Origin of the sequence: Tardiphaga sp. (assembly GCF_028290785.1) — a bacterium.
Classification (GTDB): Bacteria; Pseudomonadota; Alphaproteobacteria; order Rhizobiales; family Xanthobacteraceae; genus Tardiphaga.
Genome location: NZ_JAQGJD010000175.1, coordinates 1 through 5,939 on the forward strand (window position 1 = coordinate 1; position 5,939 = coordinate 5,939).

Consider the following 5,939-nt stretch of genomic DNA (forward strand, 5'->3'; position numbering starts at 1 on the left):
AAGCGAAGCAATCCAGAAATCCCAAGCTCCGAAAAACTGGATTGCTTCGTCGCAACGGCTCCTCGCAATGACGAAGCGTGTACCTTAGCTCTTGCGTAAGAACACGTAGTCCGCCGAGTAGGGCTCGCTATGGAATGCGCCGGCGGTGCTGCAGGCGCCCGCGAGGACGCCGCCTGCCGTGTTGATCCGCTGCACCGTGGTGATGCCGCTCAGCAGGCCGTTGCCGCGATGCGCGGCGGCCTCCAGTTTCAGCCAGGGAATGTCTTTCGGCGTCGTGCCCGGCGCATTGGCCAGCACCTTGCCGACCACCGCGCTGCCGTCGCTATATTCCCAGTTCGGTCCGGCATAGTGGCGGCCCACGGTCTTGCCGTCGGCCATCAAGGTGGCGACCGGTTCGCGAAAGACCCAGGCGAGCTTGCCCGCCGCATCGGCCTTGCACTCATAGACCTGAGCGCCTTCGGCGTGGAATTTGGCGATCTGCGTCTCGCCCGGCGCGGCGATCGCGTCCGGGATCTGTGCCGATGCCACCCCCGCAAAGCCGGCCAACGACAAGGCGATCGTCGCTGTCTGAAGCGGGCGTCTTAAGTTGCTGGTCATGTCGAACCTCGCATGTGTCGTTGCTGGATATCTGCCGCTCGTCTCAAACTGCTGCGATCGTCTTCCGCAAAAACGCAAATCCCAGCGCCTGGCTCTGCGCCTGCTTGCTGTTGTCCACCGCACCGGAGTGGCCACCCGCCACGGTCTCATTGAACCACACCGGATAGCCCATTTCCTGCAGTTTCGCCGCCATCTTGCGGGCGTGGCCGGGATGGACGCGATCGTCGGTGCGGTTGGTGGTGATGAAGATCGGTGGATAGGTTTTGCCGGACTCGATCAGGTGATACGGCGAATATTTTTGCACGTATTGCCACTCCTCGGGAATTTCCGGATCGCCATATTCTGCGATCCAGCTCTGGCCCGCCAGCAGCTTGGTGTAGCGCGCCATATCAAGCAGCGGCACGCTGCACCAGATCGCGCCGAACAGTTCCGGATAGCGCGTCAGCATGTTGCCGACCAGCAACCCGCCATTGCTGCCGCCGTGGCAGGCGAGCTTTTGCGCTGACGTCACGCCGGATGCCGAGAGGTCGCGCGCCACCGATGCGAAATCGTCATGCGCGACATGCTTGGTCGCCTTGCGCGAAGCCAGATGCCAGGCCGGGCCGAACTCGCCGCCGCCACGGATATTGGCGATGGCATAGAGATGGCCTGCTTCGAGCCAGAGCTTGCCGGCAATGCCCATGTAAGCGGGCGTTAGCGAAATCTCGAAGCCGCCATAGCCGTAGAGAACGGTGGGCCGCGGCGTGCTGTTGTCGCCGAGATTTTTGCCGATCAGGAAGTAGGGGATATGCGTGCCGTCCGCCGCCACGGCGTGGCACTGTTTCACCTCGATGCCATCGGGATCGAAGTTGCGCGGCGCGTGCTTCAATTCCTCCAGCGGCCCGCCGCCATGCCACAACGCGGTGGTGGTCGGGCGGTCAAAGCCGGTGACGGTCAGCAGCACGTCCGCGCTGAGCTCGGCATCGTCCTCGCCGCCGAACGCGGCGGCGCTGATCGTGGCGTTGTCGGGCAGGCCGGGGATCGCGGTCTCCACCCAGCCCTCGCCGTCGCGCTGCGCCAGCGTGATGCGGCCACGGACGTTGTCGAGAATTTCCAGCACGATGCCGTGCCGCGTCTCCAGCCAGGATTGCAGCGCGCGGACAGGCGTCGGCGCGAAGATGATATCGAAGTCTCGGTCGCCGTCGATAAAGCGATCGAGATTGATGACGGCCACCGCGCCAGTCGGGATGGTGAGTTCGCCGACGCTCCAGTCCTGCTTCGGGCTGACGATGAGATCGTCGGCGTCGCAGCCGACCGAGATCTCGTCGGGCAGATCGAGCCGCACACGCTGGCCGGCATGCGATCCCTCCGCCTGTTCGACGAAGATGTGCGAGCGCGTGAAATCCAGCGCGCGCCAGTACATCGCGCGGCGGTGCGTCGGCCGGCGGTTGACGCCGAACCATGCCGCGACGTCCTGCTTCTCGGCTTCGAAAACGATTTCGGCGCTGGCAAGCGGCGTGCCGCGCGTCCATTTGCGGATCACGCGGGCATAGCCGGCCTCGGTCGTGTCCTCGGGCGTCTGCGCGCTGCCGAACAGCAGCGTGTTCTGATCCTGCCAGCTCGCCTGCGTCTTGGCCTTCGGCATGAAGAAGCCGCCTTTAACAAAGCTTTTGCTGGCGATGTCGAACTCGCGCACCTCGATGGCGTCGGTGCCGTTGAAGGACAGGCTGATCAGCGCGCGGCTCTTGTCCGGTGACCGCGCCGCGCCGGCAAACGCCCAGGCGATGCCTTCGGCGGCGTTCAACGCGTCGATGTCGAGCAGCACGTCCCAGTCCGGCGCGTCGGTCTTGTAAGACTGCAGCGTCGTTCTGCGCCACAGCCCGCGCGGATGCGCGGCGTCCTTCCAGAAGTTATACAGATGTTCGCCGGACTTGCCGACGAAGGGAATCCGGTCGTCGGCGTCGAGGATCTTCAGCACCGCATCGAAGTCGGCGCGATAGGCCTCGTCGCAGAGAAAGCCGTCGGTGCGCGCGTTCTGCGCCTCCACCCAGGCGACGGCGCGCTCGCCCTCGATCTCCTCGAGCCAGAGCAGGGGATCGTTGGAGCCGTCGGCGGGATTGGTCTCAGACATGATTGATCTCCCTGAATTTTCGTAGCCCGGATAAGGCGCCGTGACGCGGAGCGGCGCGGCTCCGCTATCCGGGGACAGCGTTTCAACAGATGGGCCGGCCCCGGATGTCGCTTTCCCCTTCGCTCTGCGAGCGATGGCGAAAGCTCATCCGGGCTACGATTCTGTCTGTCAAAGAAAAGTCCGGGTGCCTGAGGCAACCCGGACTTCCAGATCATGTATTCAGCGCGGGGCCGAAATCAGGCGGCCATCGCCTTGGTCAGGTTTTCCGCGACCTTGTCGAGGAAGCCCGTGGTCGATAGCCAGCGCTGATCGGCGCCGACCAGCAGCGCGAGATCCTTGGTCATGTAGCCGGCCTCGACGGTATCGACGCAGACCTTTTCCAGCGACTTGGCGAACTTCGCCAGTTCGGCGTTGTTGTCGAGCTTGGCGCGGTGGGCAAGGCCCTGGGTCCAGGCGAAGATCGACGCGATGGAGTTGGTCGAGGTCTCCTTGCCCTTCTGGTGCTCGCGGTAGTGGCGCGTCACGGTGCCGTGGGCGGCTTCGGCTTCCACCACCGAACCGTCCGGCGTCAGCAGCACCGAGGTCATCAGGCCGAGCGAGCCGTAACCCTGTGCCACAGTGTCGGACTGCACGTCGCCATCGTAGTTCTTGCAGGCCCAGACGTAGCCGCCGGACCACTTCATCGCCGCGGCGACCATGTCGTCGATCAGGCGGTGCTCGTAGGTGATCTTCGCGGCTTCGAACTTGGTCTTGAACTCGGCGTCGAAAACTTCCTGGAAGATGTCCTTGAAGCGGCCGTCATAGACCTTGAGGATGGTGTTCTTGGTCGAGAGATACACCGGCACGCCGCGCGACAGGCCGTAGTTCAGCGACGCCCGGGCAAAATCGCGGATCGAATCGTCGAGGTTGTACATCGCAAGCGCCACGCCGGCGCCGGGCGACTGGAACACTTCGCGCTCGATCACCTGGCCGTCGTCGCCGACGAACTTCATGGTCAGGGTGCCCTTGCCGGGGAACTTGAAGTCGGTGGCGCGATACTGGTCGCCGAAAGCATGGCGGCCGATGATGATCGGCTTGGTCCAGCCGGGCACCAGGCGGGGCACGTTCTTGCAGATGATCGGCTCGCGGAAGATGACGCCGCCGAGAATGTTGCGGATGGTGCCGTTCGGCGACTTCCACATCTGCTTGAGGCCGAATTCCTTCACGCGGGCTTCGTCCGGGGTGATGGTGGCGCACTTGACGCCAACGCCGACCTTCTTGATGGCGTGGGCGGCATCGATGGTGACCTGGTCGTCGGTCTTGTCGCGGTATTCCATCCCGAGGTCGTAATACTGCAGATCGATGTCAAGGAAGGGGTTGATCAGCTTGTCCTTGATGTACTGCCAGATTATCCGGGTCATCTCGTCGCCATCGAGTTCGACGACGGGATTGGTTACCTTGATTTTTGCCATGGATGTCGGGCCTTTGAGCACGTTGCGGGACAGGATGATGTGAGGGGGCTATAGCACCGCGCTGCACCCGGCGAAAGCCAAGGCGCTATGCCATTTCGGCCCAAATTTTGGCTCGAAACGCGGGTTGGGTGGCGGTTCTGGTCGCGTACCGGGGGCCGTGCCGTTACGTCGGTTCGCGCCGATACAGGCCGCCGGTGGTCACCAGGAAGTCGATCCGCCCGTCCAATAGCGCCCGCAGCGCTTCCTGCGGGGTGTTGACGATGGGCTCCTCGTGGACGTTGAAGCTGGTGTTGACCAGCACCGGCAGTCCGCTGGCCTGCGCAAAGCCCTCGACGATGTCGTAATACAGCGGATTGTCCGGGCGCGCGATCACCTGCGGCCGCGCCGATCCGTCGACATGGACCACAGCCGGGATGCGGTCGCGCCACTGCGGCCGCACATCGCAGGCGATGGTCATGTAGCGGCAGGCCCGCGCATTGACGGGATTGACGTCGAACACCTCGGCGGCGCGTTCGGCGGTGATCACCGGGGCGAACGGCATGAATTCGGAACGGCTCAGCCGCTCGTTCAAGAGGTCGTGGGTGCCGCGCCGCGCCGGATTGGCGAGGATGGTCCGGGCGCCCAGCGCGCGCGGGCCATATTCCATCCGGCCATTGTAGATCGCACCGATCTCGCCGGCCACCAGCCGCTTCACCGCGCCATCCACCGGCGCCTCATCGACGCGGCCAATGCCCGGCGTGGCTTCGATGCCGCTGTCGAGATTCGCCTGGAAATCGCGGCCGAGATAGACGTTGCCGAGATCGCGGCGGCGCTCGAGCCAAAGCGCGAGGCCGTCGCGCTGCATCAGGTAGGACAGCGCGCCGCCGATCGGCAGGCCGTCGTCGCCCATCGCCGGGAAAATGAACAGTTCGTCGATCGGCAGTTGCTCGGCGAGCAGGCGGTTGAGCTTGACGTTGGCGAACACGCCGCCGGACAGGCCGAGATGGCGCGCCGGATAATGCTGCAACAGGCGTTGCAGCGACAGCAGCATGATGTCCTCCAGCACCTTCTGGATCGACGCTGCGAAATCCTCCCGGCCTGCCTGCCTGGCCAGCCGGCGCATCAGCGCGTTCATCTGGTGATAGCTGCGAAAGCCGGACTGGATGCGTCCGTCGGGAGCCACCGAAAAATACCCGGCGATCGTATCGGCCACCGCAGGCTGTCCCATCGCCGCCAGCCCGGTCAGCTTGCCCTCGTGCCGGTTGGGCCGAAATCCGAGCGACTTGGTCGCCGCGCTGTAGGCGTGGCCCAGGCTGTCGACGGGGTTGGGCAGGAACAGGCAATCCTCGCCGCCATACGCCGTGGTCAGGCGGCCTTCGGCGAAATGCCGGTAGCTGTAATTGACATTGTCGCCGCCGCCATCGGCCGTCACCAGCAGCGCATCCGGCCACGGGCTGTAGAACAGAGTGGGCAGCGCGTGCGCCTCGTGGTGGTTGTAAAAATGGACGTTGGTGTCGTCGCGGAAACCGCCGTCGCGCCGCCACGCCGCGGCGTCGAACACGTCCTCGGCCCGCGGCGCGCGGTAGCGATGCTGTTCGGCCGCGAGCAGCAGGCGATCCTTGCCGACCCGGCTGCGATACTGCTCGCGCAACCAGCGCAGGCCGCCGAGGCGGGGAAAGTAGGTCTTGGGAAACATCGCGCGGCTAGTGGCGACGACATCGACGTCGCGCCGGGTCGCGCCCGCGATGGACAGCACCTCGTCGATGGCGGCGTCGGGATGAACGCTGCCATCGCTCTTGCGC

4 protein-coding genes are annotated in these 5,939 nt (G+C 64.7%); all 4 read right to left on the reverse strand.

The features are described 5' to 3' along the window. Window positions 1-84: 84 nt before the first annotated feature. Window positions 85-597 (reverse strand): DUF3455 domain-containing protein, encoded by a 513-nt coding sequence (locus JWR89_RS10260; RefSeq protein WP_299715214.1) that lies wholly within the window; start codon window positions 595-597, stop codon window positions 85-87. Between the two features lie 43 nt (window positions 598-640). Then, window positions 641-2,707, reverse strand: coding sequence for a prolyl oligopeptidase family serine peptidase (locus JWR89_RS10265; protein ID WP_299715217.1), 2,067 nt, complete (start codon window positions 2,705-2,707; stop codon window positions 641-643). 236 nt (window positions 2,708-2,943) lie between these two features. After that, window positions 2,944-4,158: an NADP-dependent isocitrate dehydrogenase gene (locus JWR89_RS10270; RefSeq protein ID WP_299715220.1), complete on the reverse strand. Its 1,215-nt coding sequence runs from the start codon at window positions 4,156-4,158 to the stop codon at window positions 2,944-2,946. Between the two features lie 163 nt (window positions 4,159-4,321). Beyond that, on the reverse strand, window positions 4,322-5,939 hold a 1,618-nt coding region (locus tag JWR89_RS10275), incomplete at its 5' end, for a carbamoyltransferase C-terminal domain-containing protein (RefSeq protein WP_299715223.1).

Coding starts and splice junctions, on each gene's coding strand:
- JWR89_RS10270 (WP_299715220.1), bottom strand. CDS start 4,158: ATGGCAAAAATCAAGGTAACCAATCCCGTCGTCGAACTCGATGGCGAC.
- JWR89_RS10260 (WP_299715214.1), bottom strand. CDS start 597: ATGACCAGCAACTTAAGACGCCCGCTTCAGACAGCGACGATCGCCTTG.
- JWR89_RS10265 (WP_299715217.1), bottom strand. CDS start 2,707: ATGTCTGAGACCAATCCCGCCGACGGCTCCAACGATCCCCTGCTCTGG.